Origin of the sequence: Micromonospora sp. NPDC049891, assembly GCF_040660295.1 — a bacterium.
Taxonomy (GTDB): domain Bacteria; phylum Actinomycetota; class Actinomycetes; order Mycobacteriales; family Micromonosporaceae; genus Micromonospora.
Genome location: NZ_JBFAML010000003.1, coordinates 171,273 through 188,699, shown reverse-complemented (window position 1 = coordinate 188,699; position 17,427 = coordinate 171,273). Strand labels below are relative to the sequence as shown.

The 17,427-nt window shown below is 70.6% G+C and carries 16 protein-coding genes and 1 tRNA gene; 12 read left to right on the top strand and 5 right to left on the bottom strand.

Annotation, left to right across the window (positions count from 1 at the left end; translation table 11 throughout):
* Positions 1 to 309 precede the first annotated feature (309 nt).
* The 3 genes from AB0I71_RS06260 (at position 310) to AB0I71_RS06250 (ending at position 1,977) form a co-directional block, all read left to right on the top strand.
* Entirely contained in the window at positions 310 to 1,185 is an 876-nt protein-coding gene (locus AB0I71_RS06260) for a helix-turn-helix transcriptional regulator (protein ID WP_357582172.1), read from the top strand.
* Entirely contained in the window at positions 1,161 to 1,382 is a 222-nt protein-coding gene (locus tag AB0I71_RS06255) for a DUF397 domain-containing protein (RefSeq protein WP_099848313.1), read from the top strand. Before AB0I71_RS06260 ends, AB0I71_RS06255 begins: the two co-directional genes overlap by 25 nt.
* A 193-nt stretch (positions 1,383 to 1,575) precedes the next feature.
* Positions 1,576 to 1,977, top strand: a complete 402-nt coding sequence (locus AB0I71_RS06250) for a hypothetical protein (RefSeq protein WP_357582171.1) — start codon at positions 1,576 to 1,578, stop codon at positions 1,975 to 1,977.
* Here AB0I71_RS06250 and AB0I71_RS06245 read toward each other — a convergent pair.
* Complete coding sequence (locus tag AB0I71_RS06245; RefSeq protein ID WP_357582170.1) at positions 1,945 to 2,544, bottom strand: hypothetical protein; 600 nt, start codon at positions 2,542 to 2,544, stop codon at positions 1,945 to 1,947. The genes AB0I71_RS06250 and AB0I71_RS06245 overlap by 33 nt on opposite strands.
* A 221-nt stretch (positions 2,545 to 2,765) precedes the next feature.
* On the opposite strand from AB0I71_RS06245, the gene AB0I71_RS06240 reads away from it, so the two are divergent.
* On the top strand, positions 2,766 to 4,640 hold the full coding sequence (locus tag AB0I71_RS06240; RefSeq protein WP_357582169.1) for a S8 family serine peptidase: 1,875 nt from the start codon (positions 2,766 to 2,768) through the stop codon (positions 4,638 to 4,640).
* A 56-nt stretch (positions 4,641 to 4,696) separates the two neighbouring features.
* Here the strand turns inward: AB0I71_RS06240 and AB0I71_RS06235 are convergent, their stop codons facing one another.
* The 3 genes from AB0I71_RS06235 to AB0I71_RS06225 all read right to left on the bottom strand — a co-directional run bounded on the left by AB0I71_RS06235 (position 4,697) and on the right by AB0I71_RS06225 (position 6,755).
* Positions 4,697 to 5,494 carry a WecB/TagA/CpsF family glycosyltransferase gene (locus tag AB0I71_RS06235; RefSeq protein ID WP_357582168.1) on the bottom strand — a complete coding sequence of 266 codons (798 nt, stop codon included), beginning with the start codon at positions 5,492 to 5,494 and terminating at the stop codon, positions 4,697 to 4,699.
* Entirely contained in the window at positions 5,491 to 6,606 is a 1,116-nt protein-coding gene (locus tag AB0I71_RS06230; protein WP_357582167.1) for an NAD-dependent epimerase/dehydratase family protein, read from the bottom strand. The genes AB0I71_RS06235 and AB0I71_RS06230 overlap by 4 nt, the downstream gene beginning before the upstream one ends.
* 63 nt (positions 6,607 to 6,669) lie before the next feature.
* A tRNA-Leu gene (locus tag AB0I71_RS06225) sits at positions 6,670 to 6,755 on the bottom strand.
* 230 nt (positions 6,756 to 6,985) lie between these two features.
* Here AB0I71_RS06225 and AB0I71_RS06220 point away from each other — a divergent pair.
* The 8 genes from AB0I71_RS06220 (at position 6,986) to AB0I71_RS06185 (ending at position 16,674) form a co-directional block, all read left to right on the top strand.
* A complete protein-coding gene (locus tag AB0I71_RS06220; RefSeq protein WP_093409193.1) occupies positions 6,986 to 7,795 on the top strand; it encodes a DUF3662 and FHA domain-containing protein in 810 nt (269 codons plus the stop codon).
* Between the two features lie 6 nt (positions 7,796 to 7,801).
* Entirely contained in the window at positions 7,802 to 8,290 is a 489-nt protein-coding gene (locus AB0I71_RS06215) for an FHA domain-containing protein (protein ID WP_013730762.1), read from the top strand.
* Complete coding sequence (locus AB0I71_RS06210; RefSeq protein ID WP_357582166.1) at positions 8,287 to 9,756, top strand: protein phosphatase 2C domain-containing protein; 1,470 nt, start codon at positions 8,287 to 8,289, stop codon at positions 9,754 to 9,756. The genes AB0I71_RS06215 and AB0I71_RS06210 overlap by 4 nt, the downstream gene beginning before the upstream one ends.
* A gap of 89 nt (positions 9,757 to 9,845) precedes the next feature.
* Positions 9,846 to 11,270: an FtsW/RodA/SpoVE family cell cycle protein gene (locus AB0I71_RS06205; protein ID WP_357582354.1), complete on the top strand. Its 1,425-nt coding sequence runs from the start codon at positions 9,846 to 9,848 to the stop codon at positions 11,268 to 11,270.
* Complete coding sequence (locus AB0I71_RS06200) at positions 11,267 to 12,772, top strand: penicillin-binding transpeptidase domain-containing protein (RefSeq protein ID WP_357582165.1); 1,506 nt, start codon at positions 11,267 to 11,269, stop codon at positions 12,770 to 12,772. The genes AB0I71_RS06205 and AB0I71_RS06200 overlap by 4 nt, the downstream gene beginning before the upstream one ends.
* A 1-nt stretch (position 12,773) precedes the next feature.
* Positions 12,774 to 14,153: a serine/threonine-protein kinase gene (locus AB0I71_RS06195; protein ID WP_357582164.1), complete on the top strand. Its 1,380-nt coding sequence runs from the start codon at positions 12,774 to 12,776 to the stop codon at positions 14,151 to 14,153.
* Positions 14,150 to 15,982, top strand: a complete 1,833-nt coding sequence (gene pknB / locus AB0I71_RS06190) for a Stk1 family PASTA domain-containing Ser/Thr kinase (protein ID WP_357582163.1) — start codon at positions 14,150 to 14,152, stop codon at positions 15,980 to 15,982. The genes AB0I71_RS06195 and pknB overlap by 4 nt, the downstream gene beginning before the upstream one ends.
* Positions 15,979 to 16,674, top strand: coding sequence for an ElyC/SanA/YdcF family protein (locus tag AB0I71_RS06185; RefSeq protein WP_357582162.1), 696 nt, complete (start codon positions 15,979 to 15,981; stop codon positions 16,672 to 16,674). The genes pknB and AB0I71_RS06185 overlap by 4 nt, the downstream gene beginning before the upstream one ends.
* Before the next feature lie 101 nt (positions 16,675 to 16,775).
* Here AB0I71_RS06185 and AB0I71_RS06180 read toward each other — a convergent pair whose 3' ends face one another.
* The gene (locus AB0I71_RS06180) at positions 16,776 to 17,426 is read right to left on the bottom strand and encodes an aminodeoxychorismate/anthranilate synthase component II (protein WP_357582161.1); all 651 of its coding nucleotides are present in this window, start codon (positions 17,424 to 17,426) and stop codon (positions 16,776 to 16,778) included.
* Between the last annotated feature and the right edge of the window lies 1 nt (position 17,427).

Below are 17,427 nucleotides of genomic sequence, written 5' to 3'. Positions count from 1 at the left end.
GGCGACCCACTTCTCCACGGTGATGATCACTCGTGGAGACGGATCGGAGACGGTCAGTAACCCGGGTCATACGGACAGAGTGCATCAGGAGCGTGCTTCATGCAAGTTGCACGTCGACTTTTGCCGATACGTGAGCGGCTCGCGCGAAACGGCGCTTGAACGCGCCGGCACCCGGGCGGCACACTGAGAGCCGGCTTCGCCGCCGCGGCCGGCCGAGGACCGGCACCATCCACGCCGCGAACGTTCGCCGGGGGGATCGCGCCGTGGGCGGGCGGGGAGAGCGGCGCGTCGAAGCGGAGAGGTGACACGGTGAGCGAGCGGCGCAGCCCGACCATCCGGCGGCGCCGGCTCGGCGCGGAACTGCGCCGCCAGCGCGAGGCCGCCGGCATCACCATCGAGGCCGTGGCGGAGCAGTTGGAGTGCTCGGCCTCCAAGATTTCGCGGATCGAGACGGGCCACACCACCGCGACTCCGCGGGACGTGCGGGACATGCTCCGGATCTACGGAGTGGTCGGTGCCGAGAGCGACGAGCTGGTGCAGATCGCCCGTGAGGCGCGGCAGAAGGGCTGGTGGCACCCCTACAGCACGGTGCTGGTCGGGGCGTACGTCGGCCTGGAGGCGGCGGCCAGTTCGATCCGGGCGTACGAGCAGCAGGTGGTGCCGGGGCTGCTGGAGACCGAGGACTACGCCAGCGCGATGATCCGCGCGGCCCGTCCCGATTTCAGCCCGGAGCAGGTACAGCAAAGAGTGCGTGTCCGACTCGGTCGTCAGTCGTTGTTGACCCAGGATGATCCGGTCGATCTGTGGGTGGTGCTCGATGAGGCGGTGTTGAGCCGTCCGGTGGGCGGGGACACGGTCATGCGTGACCAGCTCCTACGGTTGGTGGAGGTGGCCCAGCTGCCGAACGTGACGCTGCAGGTCCTGCCCTTCGAGGTGGGAGCGCACGCCGGCATGGATGGCACCTTCACGATCCTCAGCTTCCCCGAAGCCGGTGATCCGGATGTCGTGTACGCGGAGAACGCCACGGGTGGGCTTTTCCTGGAGAAAAGCGACGAACTACAGAAGTACAGCTTCATCTTCGATCACATTCGAGCAGCGGCCAAGCGTCCGGAGGAGTCCGTCGAGTACATCGCGAGACTGGCAGAGGAGCCGTTGTGGAAGTGGCGACGCAAGGATTCTCCGTGAACCTGACGCAGGCGACATGGTTCAAGAGTTCGAAGAGCGGACCGAACTGTGACAACTGCGTTGAGGTGGCGTACGTGACCGGGGCGGTCGGCGTCCGGGACTCGAAGGACAAGGCCGGACCGGCCCTGGTCTTCGCACCGGGTGACTGGCACGCTTTCGTCGCCAGCACCAGGGACGGCGCGTTCCCCCGGGCCTGACGCCCGGGGACGGTGACGACGGATCCCCGTTCGGCCAACGGCCGGGCGGGGATCCTGCTGTCGTGACCTCGTCGCGGAAGCGTGCTCCGCCAGCTGCCGTCGCCACATCGTGCCCGTCTCGTTGTACCTCTCGGTACGCGCTGGTCGACATCCCCCCGGCAGGGCGGGTAACCGAGCGAGGCAGGCGAGACGGATGACGAGTATCGGGTCGGAGAACCTCACCAACGGACCGGGAAAGCCGGAACGGTTCGGCGGCAAGTATCGCGGGGCCCGGCGGGACACCGTACTGACCGAGGTGGTGTCGGCCGAGACCGAGCACGCGGGCCGGGAGACCCCGGCGGCGACGGAGCCGCCGTCGCCGCTCACCCTGCCGTCGCTGGACCCGAATCCGCTCACCGAGCCGTCCTTCCCGGCGGCCGGGTGGTCGACTGTGGATGACGGCTCCCTCGTGGACCATCCGCTGCTGCGTGGCCTGTTGATGGAGCTGCCACCCAGGGGCAGCGTGCCGCCGCCCGGGTGGCTCGACCGCTGGTTCGAGGCGACCAGGGCGATCCTGGAACTGCTATACGTGCAGGGCGCCGGCCGGGCGCGGTGACGACACCCGCTCGGGCATGGCCCGCTCGGCGAGCCGGTTGTGGCGCAGCGCGTGGCGTACGCCGATCGCCGCGACGGCCAGCGCCGCGACGGTGATCGCCGGCCCGGTCGCCGAAGGCCCGAGGAGTTGGCCGGCGCCGCTGGCCGCGACCACGGCCGGCAGCAGCGCCAACCCGGTCACCTGCAACGGCAGTCCGAGCAGCGGGTGTGCGGCGGCGGCGCGCAGTCCGTGCGGGGCCGGTGTCCCGGCGGCGACGGCCAGCGCGCCGGCTCCGGCCCACAGCCGGCGCAGCCGGCGCACGGTGCAGGCGGCCACCAGCAGGGCGGGCACGGCAGCGAGCGCCAGCCCGTCGGCGGCTCGATCCGCCAGGGTCGGCCCGACGGTGGCCAGCCCGGCGATCGGCAGAGCCACCGTCAGACCGAGCCCGGTCAGCGTGAGGGTGAGCAGCCAGCCGGTGTGCTGGCGCAGCTCGCGAGCGTGGTTCAGGCGGGGTAGCCCGTCCGCGAGATAGCCGGCGGTCCACCAGACGGCGGCGACCGGAAGCAGGAGGGCGAGATGGCTCTGCATGTCCATCAGCCTTGCCCGAATTCACGCTCGCCGAATCCGGGCCCACCCCCCGTTCGTCCCGTACCCGTCCCCCGTAGGGGAACCATCTCGCCAGTGTTATGAGGGATCCGGCATGTTCAACTGTCCGCACACATCCAACTACCCTCACCTTGATCGGCATTCATCGATCAATCTGCCACGAGCAGGTGGACGGTCGATGCCGGTCGGAGGGAGGTAGGAAGATGGCTCTTCCACAGAGATCCGTGTTCGTCGGGTTGGCCACGCTGGCCATGGTGGCGGCGGCCACGCCGGCCATGGCGGCCGAACCGGTCGGCACCGTCCGAAGCGCCGGCGGCGCAACCGCCGTCGAAGGCAGCTACATCGTCGTGTTCAAGGACAGCGAGGTCAGCCGTACGACAGTCGGTTCCTCCGTGGACCGGCTGCTGCGCCGGCACGGCGGTGCGACGGCCCGGACCTACACCGCGGCTGTCCGGGGCGCCGAGTTGCGGGTCAGCGCGCGGGCCGCGGCGCGCATCGCGGCGGACCCCGCTGTCGCGTACGTCGAACAGAACCACGTCGTCTCCATCGCCGGCACCCAGACGAACCCCCCGTCCTGGGGCCTGGACCGGATCGATCAGCGGAACCTGCCGCTGAACAGCTCGTACACGTACCCCAACACGGCCACGAACGTGACCTCGTACGTCATCGACACCGGCATCCGGACCACGCACTCGGACTTCGGCGGTCGGGCGACCTGGGGCACCAACACCGTCGACTCCAACAACACCGACTGCAACGGCCACGGCACGCACGTCGCGGGCACGGTCGGCGGCTCGGCGTACGGCGTGGCCAAGGCGACCCGCCTGGTGGCGGTCAAGGTGCTCAACTGCTCCGGCAGCGGCACCAACGCCGGCGTCATCGCCGGTATCGACTGGGTCACCGCCAACGCGGTGAAGCCGGCCGTCGCGAACATGAGCCTCGGCGGCGGGGCGAACACCTCCGTCGACAACGCGGTGATCAACTCCATCAACTCCGGCGTCACGTACGCGGTGGCCGCCGGCAACGGCAACGCCCTGGGCCAGCGGCAGAACGCCTGCAACTACTCGCCGGCCCGGGCCGCACCGGCGATCACCGTCGGCGCCACCCAGAACAACGACGCCGCCGCGAGCTTCTCCAACTTCGGCACCTGTGTGGACATCCTCGCCCCGGGGGTGAGCATCACCTCCGCCTGGCACACGAACGACACCGCGACGAACACCATCAGCGGCACGTCGATGGCGTCGCCGCACGTCGCCGGTGTGGCGGCGCTGGTGCTCTCGGCCAACCCGTCCTGGACGCCCCAGCAGGTCCGGGACTACCTGGTGAACAACTCCACCCCGAACGTGATCTCGAACGTCGGCACGGGAACCCCGAACCAGCTGCTCTACGTGGTCAACGGCAGCACCCCGCCGCCGACGAACGACTTCTCGGTCTCGGTGTCGCCGACCTCCGGCTCGGTCGCGGCGGGCAGCTCGGCGACCGCCACCGTGGCGACAGCCACCACCAACGGCTCCGCGCAGTCGGTGAGCCTCTCGGCCAGCGGCCTGCCGTCCGGGGCGACCGCCTCGTTCAGCCCGGCCACCGTCACCTCGGGCGGGTCGTCCACGCTCACCATCAGCACCTCGGCCAGCACGCCCGCCGGCACGTACCCGGTGACCGTCACCGGGACCGCGGCCTCCGGCACCAGAAGCGCGACGTACACGCTTACGGTGACCGGCAGCGGTGGCGGCGGCTGCTCCGGGACCAACGGCACCGACGTGTCGATCCCGGACGCCGGCTCGGCGGTGACCAGCTCGATCACGATTTCCGGCTGCAACCGGAACGCCTCGTCGGCCTCGACCGTCGCGGTGAACATCGTGCACACCTACCGTGGCGACCTGGTCATCGACCTGCTCGCCCCGGACGGCTCGTCCTACCGGCTGAAGAACAGCAGCATCTTCGACGGCACGGACAACGTGAACACCACGTACACGGTGAACCTGTCCAGCGAGGCGGCGAACGGCACCTGGCGCCTACAGGTCCGCGACGTCTACGGCGGTGACACCGGCTACATCAACACCTGGACGTTGACGCTCTGACGTCCGGACAGCGAACGGGCCCCGGCACAGCGCCGGGGCCCGTTCGTCGGGTCGGGTCAGACCGCGAACTCGGTCGGGCGTTCGGTGGCCGGCGCGGGCGGGCGGGCCTTCCACAGCCCGGTCTTCTGGGCGAACAGGCGACCCAGGTACGCGGGGTTCAGGATCACGTAGCGCCGCCACAGGCGCTTGGGCTCCAGGCCGAGGCGCCAGAACCACTCCAGTCCGGCGCGCTGCATCCACGGCGGCGGCTGACGCAGCAGGCCCGCGTGATAGTCGAAGGCCGCGCCGACCGCCATCATCGGCATGTCCAGCAGCGGGCGCATCGCGTACGTGAAGATCTCCTGCCGGGGGCAACCGAGCCCGACCAGGACCAGCCGGGCACCGCTGGCCTTGATCCGCTCGGCGATGTCGACGTCCTCACCCGGCTGCACGCCGCGGAACTTGGACGCCTCCACCCCGGCGATCTTCAGGGCCGGGAACATCCGCTCCAGCGCCGGGATCAGCCGGGCGAGCGTCTCCTCGGTCGACCCGTACAGGTAGACCGGAAGCCCCTCGTCGGCGAAGCGGGAGAGCACGTGCAGGGTCAGCGTCGGCCCGTAGACCCGATCGGTGAGCCCGGCACCGTGCAGCAGGTTCAGTGCCCAGCGCACCGGCTGACCGTCCGGCGTCACCACGTCGAAGGAGTTGAGCCGGGCGTTGTGGGCCCGGTCCAGCACGCCGGTCATCACGCCGTGCACGGCCAGCGCGGTCAGCGCCAACGGCCGACGCTCCTGGGCGGCGGCCACCACCTGCTCGGTGGCCTCGGCGTAGTCGGTCGCATCGACCAGGACGCCGAGCACGTTCTTCTTGGTCATGCTCCCGGCACCCACTTGTCCACGTTGGCCTCGTAGATCTCTCGCATGATCATTGGTACGTCGTACACCTGCTTCCAGTCCGGGTAGTCGGCCTGGAACGCCTCATTGGAGCCGATCCACCACTTGTGGTCGCCGATCCGGTTGGCCTCGACGTATTCGGTGATCATTTCCTGGCCGGTGATCTGCTCGGCCAGCGTGAACGCCTCCCGGTTGGAGGTGTTCGAGTGCCGGCCTCCGCCGAGGTTGTAAACGGCGGCCGAGCGGGGGTTGCGGAAGAACGCCTCGAATGCGGAGACCACGTCCGAGCTGTGGATGGCGTCGCGGACCTGCTTGCCCTGGTAACCGAAGATCTTGTACGTGCGGCGTTCCATGTTCGCCCGCATCACGTAGCCGAGGAAGCCGTGCAACTCGGTCGCCGAGTGCGCCGGCCCGGTCAGCGTCCCGCCCCGGAAGCAGGCCGTCTTCATGCCGAAGTAGCGGCCGTACTCCTGCACCATGACGTCCGCCGCCACCTTCGAGGCCCCGAAGATCGAGTGCAGGCAGGCGTCGATCGACATGTCCTCACGGATGCCCTGCTCGTACGGGTGACCCGGCTCGATCTCCCAGCGGGTCTCCAGCTCCACCAGGGGCAGGCTGTTCGGCCGGTCGCCGTACACCTTGTTCGTGGAGCAGTGGATGACCGGGGCGTCGATGCAGTGTTCCCGGACGCTCTGCAGGACGTTGAGGGTGCCGGCGGCGTTCACGTCGAAGTCGGTGAACGGATCGCGCACCGCCCAGTCGTGCGAGGGCTGCGCGGCAGTGTGGATCACCACAGCCACGTCCCGACCGTACCGGCCGAACAGCGCGCCGAGCGCCGCCCGGTCCCGGATGTCGATGCTGTGGTGGGAGTACGCCTCACCCAGCTCGTCGGTCAGCCGGCGGACGTTCCACGCGGTGGACGCCTCCTCGCCGAAGAACTCCTGCCGCATGTCGTTGTCGATGCCGACGACGTCGAGACCGAGGCCGGCGAAGTGCCGGACCGCCTCGGAGCCGATCAGCCCGCCCGACCCGGTCACGAATGCGACACTCACATGCCACTCCTGGTGCGTCGGAGGCAGAAACCATCGGAGCATAGCGTGACGTCCGGCACGCCCCGATACGGAGCGAGGGCCCCGCGTCCGCGGAGCCCTCGTCTGTGGTGGGGAAGGGGGGAGTTGAACCCCCACGTCCTTTCGGACACACGGACCTGAACCGTGCGCGTCTGCCATTCCGCCACTTCCCCGTGGCCCGACCTCGGATGTACGTGGTCTGGACCGAGCGCCGCCGGTCACCGGCGGGCCTCGGCCATACTACGTGACCTTGGTCTGTCGCCACGAATGGCTTTCGCTGCGGGCAGCGGTTACCGTTCGTGGCGGACGAAAGAGTAGCACGACAATCAGAGGCCGTCCGAACGGGCCGTGGCCTGCCGGCCGAGCGGCGTGTGAGCTGCGTGCGCTCTGGACGGATACCATCATGTCCTCGGGACCCGAGGAGGAGCCGGTGAGCGTGCTGCAACGCTTCGAGAAGCGTCTGGAAGGCCTGGTCGAAGGGGCTTTCGCCAAGGTCTTCAAAGGGGTGGTCCACCCCGTGGAGATCCTCAACGCCATGCAGCGGGAGGCCGAGGCACACAAGGCCATCCTGGCTGGTGGGCGCACGTTGGTGCCCAACCGCTACGTGATCGATCTCTCCCCGTACGACCACAGTCGGCTGGCGCCGTACGCCGCCGCGCTGGCCCAGGAGCTGGCCCAGTCGCAGGCGGAGTTCATCGGCGAGCAGGCCTGGACGGTCTACGGAGACGTGATCGTCGAGATCGAGCGCGGTGAAGGACTGGACACCGGTATGTTCCGGGTCACCGCGGAGGTCTACACCGGTGGCGAGGTCGCCCCGGTTTCGGCGCCCGGCTACGACGCCGGCCCGCCCGGATACGACGCCGGCCCGCCCGGCTACCCGTCCTACGACCAGGGTGGCGGCTACGGCCCGCCGCCGGGTCACGGCGGTGGGCGCAACATCCGACTGGTCTCCGGCGACGGTCGCACCTACCCGCTGCAGATGGGCTCGACCGTGATCGGTCGTGGTGACCAGGCCAACCTGCGCCTGCCGGACGTCGGCATCTCCCGGCGACACGCCCGGCTGGACTTCGACGGTGGGCAGGTGGTGCTCACCGATCTCGGCTCGACCAACGGCACCATGGTCAACGGCCAGCGGGTCTCCGCGGTGGCGTTGAACCCCGGTGACATGATCCAGCTCGGTACGACCACCCTGACCTTCCGCGTGGACGGCTGATCCGCCTTGCCGGAACTCGTTATCACCGTTGCCCGGTTCGGATTTCTCGTCCTGCTGTGGATCTTCGTGTTCACGGTGGTCGGCGTCATCCGCCGGGACCTCTTCGCGGGGGCCCGCTCGGGTCGACTGGTGGCCGCGCCCCGGACGGTGGGCGCGTCGACAGGTCAGGCGACGGCGAAGCCGGCGAAGGTGAAGCGGGGGCGGGCGGCACACCAGCTGGTGGTGACCGCAGGTCAGTTGGCCGGCACCCGGATCACGTTGGGTGAGGCGCAGATAACGATCGGTCGTGCCGAGGACTCCACCCTCGTCATCACCGACGACTACGCGTCCGCGCGACACGCCCGGCTCGTACCGCGTGACGGGCAGTGGTTCGTCGAGGACCTCGGTTCGACTAACGGGACGTACCTGGATCGCGCTAAGGTCACCGGACCGACCCCCGTCCCCCTCGGCGTGCCGATCCGGATCGGCCGCACCTCTCTCGAATTACGGCCATGACTCTGACCCTGCGCTATGCGGCCCACAGCGACCGCGGTCTGATCCGAGACGGTAATCAGGATTCCGTCTACGCCGGGCCGCGGCTACTCGCCGTTGCCGACGGCATGGGCGGCATGGCCGCCGGTGACGTCGCCAGCAACATCGTCATCGGTGCCATGGCGCCACTGGACGAGGACGTCCCAGGTGACGCCCTGGTCGACGCGCTCCGCTCCGCGGTGGGCACCGCCAACCAGCAACTCCGCGAGACGGTGGAGGCCAACCCCCAGTTGGAGGGGATGGGCACCACGCTTACCGCGACCCTCTTCTCCGGCAGCAAGCTGGGCATGGTCCACATCGGCGACTCGCGGGCCTATCTCCTGCGCGACGGAGAGTTCGCGCAGATCACCAAGGACGACACCTACGTCCAGATGCTCGTCGACGAGGGCCGGATCAGCCCGGAGGAGGCGAGCAGCCACCCGCAGCGCTCGTTGCTCACGCGGGCCCTGGACGGCCGCGACATCGACCCGGAGTACTCGGTCCGGCAGGTGCTGCCCGGCGACAGGTATCTGATCTGCTCCGACGGGCTCTCCGGCGTGGTGAGCGCGGAGACCATCGGCGAGACCATGCGGGAGTACGCCGACCCGCAGCAGTGCGTCGAGCGACTCGTCCAGCTCGCCCTGCGCGGTGGCGGCCCGGACAACATCACTGTGATCATCGCCGACGCCACCGACCGGGACATCGTCGAGGCGGCGCCGATCGTCGGCGGTGCGGCGGCCCGGGACCGGGGGATGGCCACCTCGGCGGACGTCTCCACCCCGGCGGCTCGTGCCTCGGCGCTCTCCGCGCCCCGGCCCGCGACCCCCGACGAGTCCGCCGCGAACAACGACGACGAGCCCGAGGCGCGTCGCCGTCCGTTGCGTGCGCTCGCGATGACGACAGCCCTGATGGTGATCGTCGGTGGCGGGGTGTTCGCCGGCTGGAGCTACACCCAGCGCCAGTACTACGTGGGCGCGACGGAGAACGGCCAGGTGGCCGTGTTCCGGGGGATCCAGGGCCAGATCGCCGGAATGGATCTCTCCAGCGTGCACTCCGAGAGCAGCGCACAGCTGGACGACCTCACCCTGGCCGCGCAGGAGCAGGTCAAGCAGGGTATCCCGGCCAAGAGCGAACCGGACGCGGAACGACGGCTGGCGGAGCTGACGATGGACAGCCCGACGAACGTGAACCTCAAGCCGATCTGCCCGCCGACGCCGAGCCCCACGCCCTCGGTGGTGGGTTCGCCGTCTCCGACGCCGAGTGTTCCGGCCGGCTCACCCAGCCAGGTGGGCAGCTCATCGCCGTCACCGCGGGGCGGCGCCACGGCCACACCGAGCGGCACGCCCGCCGGCACCACCTCCGTCGCCGCACCGGACAGCACCCCCGACGCGCCGCCCGTCGACACCTTCACGCCCACGGTCGATCCGGCGGCCTGCCGGTCGCCCGAGTAGGCACCGGCTCCGACCCGAGGACGATCGTGACCGCACCGGCCACCCCGGCTTCCTCGCCCGCGACCGCGGGCGAGCGACCCGGCGTACGCATGGCCCGGTCCCGGCGTAACGCCGAACTGTCGCTGCTGCTGCTGGCGATGGCGCTGGTCGCCGCGTACGGGGCGATGGTCGAGGCGAACGTGCTCGACACGGTCACCCCGGGCTTCTGGGTGCCGGCCGCCACGCTCACCGCGGTCTTCCTCGGCATGCACCTGGTGATCCGGTTTCTGGCGCCCTTCGCCGATCCGGCGCTGCTGCCGGCGGTGGCCCTGCTCAACGGGCTGGGAGTCGGCTTCCTCCGCCGGCTCGACCTCGCCAATGCGGCCCCCGAGGAGCGGGCCGACCTGGCCATCTTCGCCGGCATCGGCGGTCGGCAGCTGGCCTGGACGTTGATCTCGGTGGTCCTCGCCGCCGGGCTGCTGGCGCTGATGCGCGACCACCGGTCGATCTCCCGGTACGCGTACACCCTCGGTCTGGCGGGCATCGTGCTGGTCATGCTGCCGGCGGTGCTGCCGGCCAGCATCTCCGAGATCAACGGTGCGAAGCTCTGGGTACGCATCGGCAGCTTCTCGATCCAGCCCGGCGAGTTCGCCAAACTCGCCCTGCTCGTCTTCTTCGCCTACTACCTGGTGCGTAAGCGCGAGGTGCTGTCGCTGGCGAGTCACCGGTTCCTCGGCATCGACTTCCCGCGCGGACGCGACCTCGGCCCGGTGCTCGTGGTCTGGGTGATCAGCCTGCTGGTCCTCGTCTTCGAGAAGGACCTCGGCACCTCGTTGCTCTACTTCGGCATGTTCGTGGCCACTGTCTACATCGCCACCGAACGGGTCAGCTGGCTGCTCATCGGCCTGGTCCTCTTCTTCGGCGGCGCCTATCTCGCGTACGTGCTCGGCGAGGCGGTGGGCGGTCCGTTCGCGAACTTCTACCTGCGGGCACAGATCTGGCTCGACCCCTTCGCCCAGCCGTACGACGACGGCTACCAGCTGGTCCAGGGGCTGCTCGCGCTCGGCTCCGGCGGGCTGTTCGGTGCCGGGCCGGGCGGTGGCCAGCCGCTGCTGCTGCCGGAGGTGCAGAACGACTTCATCTTCGCCGGCATCGGTGAGGAGATCGGCCTCTTCGGCCTCTCCGCGCTACTGGTGATCTACCTGCTCATCGTCGAGCGGGGCCTGCGGGCCGCCCTGGCGGTCCGGGACTCGTTCGGCAAGCTGCTCGCCGGTGGTCTGGCCTTCACCCTCGCGCTCCAGGTCTTCGTGATCGTCGGCGGGATCAGCAAGCTCATCCCGCTCACCGGTCAGACCACGCCGTTCCTCTCCGCCGGTGGCTCCTCGCTGATGGCGAACTGGCTGCTCATCGCGGTGCTGCTGCGTGTCTCCGACGCCGGCCGCCGTCCGGTCGACGGTGCCGGTGGCAAGGTGACCCGGCCCTCCGGTCCGCCCGAGCAGCTGCACGGTGCCCCCACGGAGGTGATCAAGCCGTGAACGCACCCCTGCGTCGGGTCGGCGTCGTCGTCATCGTCCTGTTCGGCCTGCTCTTCGCGAACCTCAACTGGATTCAGGCCTACAAGGCCGACGAGTACCGCACCAGCGACTACAACGGGCGGGTCCAGGTCGCCAAGTACGACCGCAAGCGCGGCAACATCGAGGCCGGCGGCACCGCCCTGGCGGTCAGCAAGGAGACCGACGGCGAGCTGAAGTACCTGCGCACCTACCCGGGCGGCGCGAAGTACGCCCACGTGCTCGGGTACGAGCCGGTAAACGGCTCCGCGACCGGCCTGGAGCGTGCCGAGAACGACTTCCTCGCCGGCACCAGCGACCAGCTCATCGTCAACCGGCTGCGGGACATGGTCACCGGCGACACCACCGCCGGTGGCAACGTGCTGCTGACCCTCTCGAAGCGGGCCCAGGACACCGCCTACGACGAGCTGCGCGGCAACAACAACGGGGCGAGCAAGGGCGCGGCGATCGCCATCGACCCGGCCACCGGGGCGGTGCAGGCGCTGGTCTCCATCCCCAGCTTCGACCCGAACCCGCTGGCCAGCCACAACAGCAACGAGGCGACAAGCGCGTACAACAAGCTGGAGCAGGACGCGGGACGGCCGCTGCGGAACCGGGCGCTCGGCGAGGTGCTGCCCCCCGGCTCCACCTTCAAGATCGTGGTGGCCGCGGCCGCCCTGGAGAACGGGATCACCAAGGAGACGAACATCCCGGCCGGGTCGAGCTACACCCCGCCCACCTCCGGTGAGCCGATCCGCAACGCGGCGCCGTCGATCTGCCCCGAGGCACAGGTGACCCTGATGAGCGCGGTCACCGAATCCTGCAACACCGGGTTCGCCAAGCTCGGCGGACAGCTCGGCCCGGACGTGCTCAAGGAGAAGGCCCAGCAGTTCGGCTTCGAGCAGGAGGACCTGACCGTCGGCCGGCTCGGCGAGAGTGGCCTGGGCGTGGCGGCCAGCCGCACCGGCAGCATGGAGAACCCGGACGGTGGCCCCGACCCGGCGGCGCTGGCCCAGTCCTCCATCGGCCAGCGTGACGTGCGGATGACCCCGTTGCAGGGCGCCATGATCGCCGCTGCGGTGGCCAACGGCGGCAGCCAGATGCGGCCGTACCTGGTGCGCCAGCTCCTGGCACCGGACCGCACCACCGTCTACGACACCGCCAACCCGCGTGAGCTGCGCCGGCCGGTGAGCGGCCAGGTCGCCGCCGACCTGCGGGACATGATGGTGAGCGTGGTGCAGAACGGCACCGGCCGCAACGCCCGGATCAACGGCTACACCGTCGGCGGCAAGACCGGCACCGCCCAGTCCGCACCGGACCGCCCTGACCACGGATGGTTCATCGGGTTCGCCCTCGACTCCGAGGGCAAGCCGGTCTCCGCCGTCTGCGTCGTCCTGGAGGAAGCCGGCAGCGGCGGCAGCGCCGAGGCCGCCCGGATCGCCGGTCAGATCATGCGGGCCGCCATCGCCGAACCCGGGGGGCGCTGACATGCTCAGTCCCGGTGTGCAGCTCGGTAACCGCTACCGGCTCGACGAGCGGATCGCCAGCGGTGGCATGGGCGACGTCTGGCGCGGCACCGACCAGGTGCTGGGACGTACGGTGGCGGTCAAGAGCCTGCTCCCGGCGTTGCTGGACGAGCCCGGGTTCGCTGAGCGGTTCCGCGGCGAGGCCCGCACCATGGCGACGATCAACCACCCGGGCGTGGTCGACGTCTACGACTTCGGCAACGACCAGCACATCGCCTTCCTGGTGATGGAGTACGTCGAGGGCGATCCCCTCTCGGCCACGTTGAGCCGGGTCGGCCGGCTCACCCCGGCGCGGACCATGGCGCTTGTCGCCCAGGCCGCGGACGCGCTGCACGCCGCACACGTGAAGGGCATCGTGCACCGGGACGTGAAGCCCGGGAACCTGCTGGTCCGCCCGAACGGCACGCTCGTGCTCACCGACTTCGGCATCGCCCGGTCGGAACTGGTCGGGCAGCTCACCGCAGCCGGGTCGGTGCTCGGCACCGCGTCGTACATCTCGCCGGAGCAGGCCACCGGCCAGGTCGCCACGCCCGCCTCGGACGTCTACGCGCTCGGTGTGGTCGCCTACCAGTGCCTCGCCGGCCGGCGACCCTTCGAGGGGGACAATCCCCTCGACATCGCGATGCGGCACGTCCGGGAGACGCCCCGGCCACTGCCCGCCGACATCCCGCCCCAGGTCCGCGCGCTCGTCGAGCGGGCGTTGGCGAAGGACCCGAAGGACCGTTGGCCGAGCGCCGCCGCCCTGGCCGGTGTGGCGCGGCAGTTGAAGACCGCGCTGTCCCGGCAGGCCCGGGCCGGCGGTCAGGCCGCACCGATCTCCGCCGCGCCGGCCTCGCCGGCACCGGGCCGCGCGCAGGTTCCGCCACCGCAGCCACCGCCCCCGGTCGCGGCCCCGCACTCCCCGGCCCCCGCGCACCCGCAGGCCGTGGGGCACCGGCAACCGCCGGCCCACCCGCAGGCCCGTCCGCCGATGGCCCCGCACCGCCCCACCACTGTGGCACCGGCCGCCACCGGCTACCCGCGTGGCGCGGCAACCGTTCCATCCGGGTACGCTCCGCAGCCCGGACCGTCACGTCCGGTGCCCCGACGGTCACGATCCGGCATGGTCTTCCTGGTCATCATGCTTGGCGCACTGGTCCTTATCTGCTCCGGCGTGATTTCCTACCAACTGCGGAACAACCTCGGCGCGGGCACGCCGGGTGGGGCTTCCGTGCGAACGGTGACGTCCGACGCGCTGCGGCCCGACGGGCGAGACGATCCGGTCGGTACGGCGTACCGTCGACTGGATCAGCCCCGACCGGGCGACGAGACGACGACGAGCGAAGGACGACAGACGCGATGACAGCGCAGGCCCGCCTGCTCGGTGGCAGGTACCAGGTCGGCGAGCTGCTCGGGTACGGCGGCATGGCCGAGGTACATCGCGGTCGTGACCTGCGACTCGGTCGGGACGTGGCGATCAAGATGCTCCGCGCGGACCTGGCCCGGGACGCCACCTTCCAGATGCGTTTCCGGCGGGAGGCGCAGAACGCCGCCTCCCTCAACCACCCCGCCATCGTCGCCGTCTACGACACCGGTGAGGAGCAGGCGCCGACCGGCGAGACGCTGCCGTTCATCGTGATGGAGTTCGTGAACGGACGCACGCTGAAGGAGGTGCTCGGCGCCGAGGGCCGGCTGCAACCCCGGCGGGCGCTGGAGATCTCCGCGGACATCTGCGCCGCGTTGGACTTCAGCCACCGGCACGGCATCATCCACCGCGACATCAAGCCGGGCAACGTGATGCTCACCCAGACCGGCCAGGTCAAGGTGATGGACTTCGGCATCGCCCGGGCATTGGCCAGCGGCGCCACCACGATGACGCAGACAAGCGCGGTCATCGGCACCGCGCAGTATCTCTCCCCGGAACAGGCGCGCGGCGAGGCGGTCGACGCCCGCTCCGATGTGTACGCCGCCGGTTGTGTGCTCTTCGAGCTGGTCTGCGGGCATCCGCCGTTCGTCGGGGACAGCCCGGTGAGTGTCGCGTACCAGCACGTGCGGGAAGCGCCGCCGACCCCGAGCGACCTGAACCCGGACGTCAACCCGGCGGTCGACGCGATAGTGCTCAAGGCACTGTCGAAGAACCCGTTGAACCGCTACCAGAGCGCCGGGGAGATGCGGGCGGACCTGCTCCGCGCGGCAGCCGGCCGGCCGGTGATGGCGACCCCGGTGATGCGCGAGGACGAGACCGTGGCGATGGCCGCGGCCGGCCGTCCGGGGTACCCGTCGGGGGGTGCGACGCAGACCCGCCAGATCCCGGCCCGGGTGGGTGACCCGCGCCAGCGCAAGGCGTCGTCCTGGCTGATCGCGACGTTCGCCGCGCTCGGCGTGCTGGCGGTGATCGCCCTGGTCGCCGCCCTGCTGCTGAACCAGGGAAACGACCCGCAGGACGCTCCGGTGCCGACGGTCACCGGGCTGAGCCAGGCCGACGCCTTCGAGCAGATCGAGCAGGTTGGCTTCGTGCCGGCACTCGGTGAGCCGGAGTTCACCTCGGACTGCAAGGAGGGGACGGTCACCAGCCAGTCCCCAGCCCCCGGTGAGCGGGTCGCACCGAACAGCACGGTGACCGTACGCATCTGCGGCGGCAAGCCCGAGGTGGAAATCCCCCGCGGCCTCGTCGGCAGCACCCGCGAGAGCGCCGAGACGCAGCTCGAGAACCTCAATCTCACGGTCGAGTTTGACGAGGTCGACAATGCGGCACCCAAGGACCAGGTGCTGAAGGTCGACCCGCCATCGGGCGAGAAGGTCGCGGAGGGCACCGAGGTCACCCTCACCGTCTCCCGGGGCAACGTCGTGGCGGTGCCGTCGGTGGTCGGTCTGCCCCAGGCGGAGGCGACGCGGACCCTGGAACGCGCGGGCTTCAAGGTCGACCCCGAACTCGGGCCGGAGGTCCCCGCCGATCAGGCCGGGCGGGTGGTCGATCAGAGCCCGAACGCCAACACCGAGCGGACCAAGGGCAGCACCGTGAAGATCGTCGTGTCGGTGCCGGAAGAGGAGGACCCGGACCCGCCGTCCCAGACGCCGCCGACAAGCACGCCGCCGACCACCCCGCCGCCGGATGGTGACGACGACGGCGGGGGTGGCGACGGTGGCGGGATCCTGCCGTCCTTCACCCCGTTCCGCCTCGGTGAGGATTGACGGGACCGATCCCGCCTGCCGACCTGGCACGGCGTCGGCGGCGACGCCTGCTCCGGCTGGCCGTGCCGGCGCTCGTCGCGCTGCTGGTCGCCAGCCTGCCCTGGCTCTGGACGACCACCGGAGCGCGCGGCCACGTCCACGCGGCAACCGAGGCACCGACCGCCGACGTGGTGATCGTTCTGGGTACCGCAGTGACGGAGGACGGCAGGCAACCGGGCGTCCGGCTCGCCGGCCGCCTGGAGACCGCCGCCGAGCTGGTCCGCAGCGGGCGGGCCCGGGTGGTGCTCGTCTCGGGTGACGGTGCTGGCGAGTCCGGCGACGAACCGGCGATCATGTCCGCCCACCTGACCGAGCAGCTCGGCGTCGATCCGCAGCGCGTGGTCGCCGACCCGCACGGCCTGGACACGTACGACAGCTGCCTACGCGCCCGCCAGGTGTACGGGATCGAGCGTGCCCTGATCGTCACCCAGTCCTACCACCTGTCCCGGGCGGTGACGCTCTGCCGGCACGTCGGGATCGACGCCGACGGGGTGCCGGCCCGCTGCTCGGGCTGCGGCACCGGCCTGCTGGTGCGCAAAGCGGCGCGGGACTACCTGGCCAGCGGCAAGGCGGCCTGGGACGCGATCCGCGACCGGCCACCGGCCGTCAGCTCACCCGCCGATCCCGCCATCTCCGACGCCCTGGCCCGCTGACCGCCCGACGGCTCGGTCCGGCCCGCTGCTCGGGTCGGTGACCCCCCTCGCCGTGCCGTGGCACCGTCGCGGCCGGCCGCAACGACCGCGAGACCTGACCGTCAGGTGGTGGCAAAGGCGGCGCGGCGGCGGGCGTCGACCTCGGCGGCCAGTTCCGGTGCGTGCTCCAGTGCCTCGGGGTGACCGCAGGCGGCGAGCCAGTTGGCCAGCATCAGGTGACCGCCCTCGGTGAGCACCGACTCGGGGTGGAACTGGACGCCCTCGATCGGCAGGGTGCGGTGCCGCATCGCCATCACGATCCCGGAGGCGGTCCAGCCGGTCACCTCCAGCTCGGCCGGCAGTGTCTCCCGCAGCACGGCGAGGGAGTGGTAGCGGGTCGCCGTGAAGGGGTCGGGCAGCCCGGCGAGGACGCCGGTGCCGTCGTGGTGGACCTCCGACGTCTTGCCGTGCAGCAGCTCCGGGGCGCGGGTGACCGTCGCCCCGAACGCCTCACCGATGGCCTGGTGACCCAGACAGACCCCGAAGATCGGCAGTTTGCCGGCGTACTCGCGGATCACGTCGAGGCAGATGCCGGCCCGGTCGGGCGTGCCCGGCCCCGGTGAGAGCAGGACGCCTGCCGCGCCGACCCGACCGACCTCGGCCACCTCGATCTCGTCGTTGCGTCGTACCTCGCACTCCACGCCGAGCTGGCCGAGGTACTGCACCAGGTTGAAGACGAACGAGTCGTAGTTGTCGATCACCAGGACGCGCATC

Excerpts from the sequence above, each read along its gene's own strand:
- AB0I71_RS06245 (WP_357582170.1), bottom strand. The coding sequence starts at position 2,544 with ATGCAGAGCCATCTCGCCCTCCTGCTTCCGGTCGCCGCCGTCTGGTGG.
- AB0I71_RS06220 (WP_093409193.1), top strand. The coding sequence starts at position 6,986 with ATGTCCTCGGGACCCGAGGAGGAGCCGGTGAGCGTGCTGCAACGCTTC.
- AB0I71_RS06205 (WP_357582354.1), top strand. The coding sequence starts at position 9,846 with ATGGCCCGGTCCCGGCGTAACGCCGAACTGTCGCTGCTGCTGCTGGCG.
- AB0I71_RS06250 (WP_357582171.1), top strand. The coding sequence starts at position 1,576 with ATGACGAGTATCGGGTCGGAGAACCTCACCAACGGACCGGGAAAGCCG.
- AB0I71_RS06240 (WP_357582169.1), top strand. The coding sequence starts at position 2,766 with ATGGCTCTTCCACAGAGATCCGTGTTCGTCGGGTTGGCCACGCTGGCC.
- pknB (WP_357582163.1), top strand. The coding sequence starts at position 14,150 with ATGACAGCGCAGGCCCGCCTGCTCGGTGGCAGGTACCAGGTCGGCGAG.
- AB0I71_RS06210 (WP_357582166.1), top strand. The coding sequence starts at position 8,287 with ATGACTCTGACCCTGCGCTATGCGGCCCACAGCGACCGCGGTCTGATC.
- AB0I71_RS06230 (WP_357582167.1), bottom strand. The coding sequence starts at position 6,606 with ATGCTCCGATGGTTTCTGCCTCCGACGCACCAGGAGTGGCATGTGAGT.
- AB0I71_RS06235 (WP_357582168.1), bottom strand. The coding sequence starts at position 5,494 with ATGACCAAGAAGAACGTGCTCGGCGTCCTGGTCGATGCGACCGACTAC.
- AB0I71_RS06195 (WP_357582164.1), top strand. The coding sequence starts at position 12,774 with ATGCTCAGTCCCGGTGTGCAGCTCGGTAACCGCTACCGGCTCGACGAG.
- AB0I71_RS06180 (WP_357582161.1), bottom strand. The coding sequence starts at position 17,426 with ATGCGCGTCCTGGTGATCGACAACTACGACTCGTTCGTCTTCAACCTG.